The following is a 1,179-nucleotide window of genomic DNA, read 5'->3' as shown; positions in this document are numbered from 1 at the left end:
TTGGTCAGCCGCAGTGAATAGGCCCAAGCGACTGTTTACCAAAAACACAGGTCTCTGCTAATTCGAAAGAAGATGTATAGGGGCTGACACCTGCCCGGTGCTGGAAGGTTAAGAGGAAGGGTTAGCTTCGGCGAAGCTCTGAATTGAAGCCCCAGTAAACGGCGGCCGTAACTATAACGGTCCTAAGGTAGCGAAATTCCTTGTCGGGTAAGTTCCGACCCGCACGAAAGGTGTAACGATTTGGGCACTGTCTCAACGAGAGACTCGGTGAAATTATAGTACCTGTGAAAATGCAGGTTACCCGCGACAGGACGGAAAGACCCCATGGAGCTTTACTGTAGTTTGATATTGAGTGTCTGTACAGCTTGTACAGGATAGGTAGGAGCCAATGAAGCCAGGACGCCAGTCTTGGTGGAGGCGTTGGTGGGATACTACCCTAGCTGTATGGCCACTCTAACCCACGACCGTTAACCGGTCGGGAGACAGTGTCAGACGGGCAGTTTGACTGGGGCGGTCGCCTCCCAAAATGTAACGGAGGCGCCCAAAGGTTCCCTCAGAATGGTTGGAAATCATTCGTAGAGTGTAAAGGCAGAAGGGAGCTTGACTGCGAGACCTACAAGTCGAGCAGGGACGAAAGTCGGGCTTAGTGATCCGGTGGTACCATATGGAAGGGCCATCGCTCAACGGATAAAAGCTACCCTGGGGATAACAGGCTTATCTCCCCCAAGAGTTCACATCGACGGGGAGGTTTGGCACCTCGATGTCGGCTCATCGCATCCTGGGGCTGTAGTCGGTCCCAAGGGTTGGGCTGTTCGCCCATTAAAGCGGTACGCGAGCTGGGTTCAGAACGTCGTGAGACAGTTCGGTCCCTATCCGTCGCGGGCGTTGGAAATTTGAGAAGAGCTATCCTTAGTACGAGAGGACCGGGATGGACACACCGCTGGTGTACCAGTTGTCAGGCCACTGGCATCGCTGGGTAGCTATGTGTGGACAGGATAAACGCTGAAAGCATCTAAGCGTGAAGCCCCCTTCAAGATGAGATTTCCCATCACTTTAAGTGAGTAAGACCCCTGAAAGATGATCAGGTAGATAGGCTGGAAGTGGAAGCATAGTGATATGTGGAGCGGACCAGTACTAATCGGTCGAGGACTTAACCACACAATGTGGGTAAGGGTAATA

General features: G+C 52.5%; 1 rRNA gene. It reads left to right on the top strand.

Annotated features, from left to right (window positions below):
* Positions 1 to 1,158: ribosomal RNA gene (locus tag ACYVLS_RS08940) — 23S ribosomal RNA — on the top strand; the annotation flags it as partial.
* Between the last annotated feature and the right edge of the window lie 21 nt (positions 1,159 to 1,179).

The organism is Alkalibacterium psychrotolerans (assembly GCF_054784355.1).
Note: the sequence above shows the minus strand (reverse complement) of the source record. Positions and strands in the feature narration are given on the sequence as shown.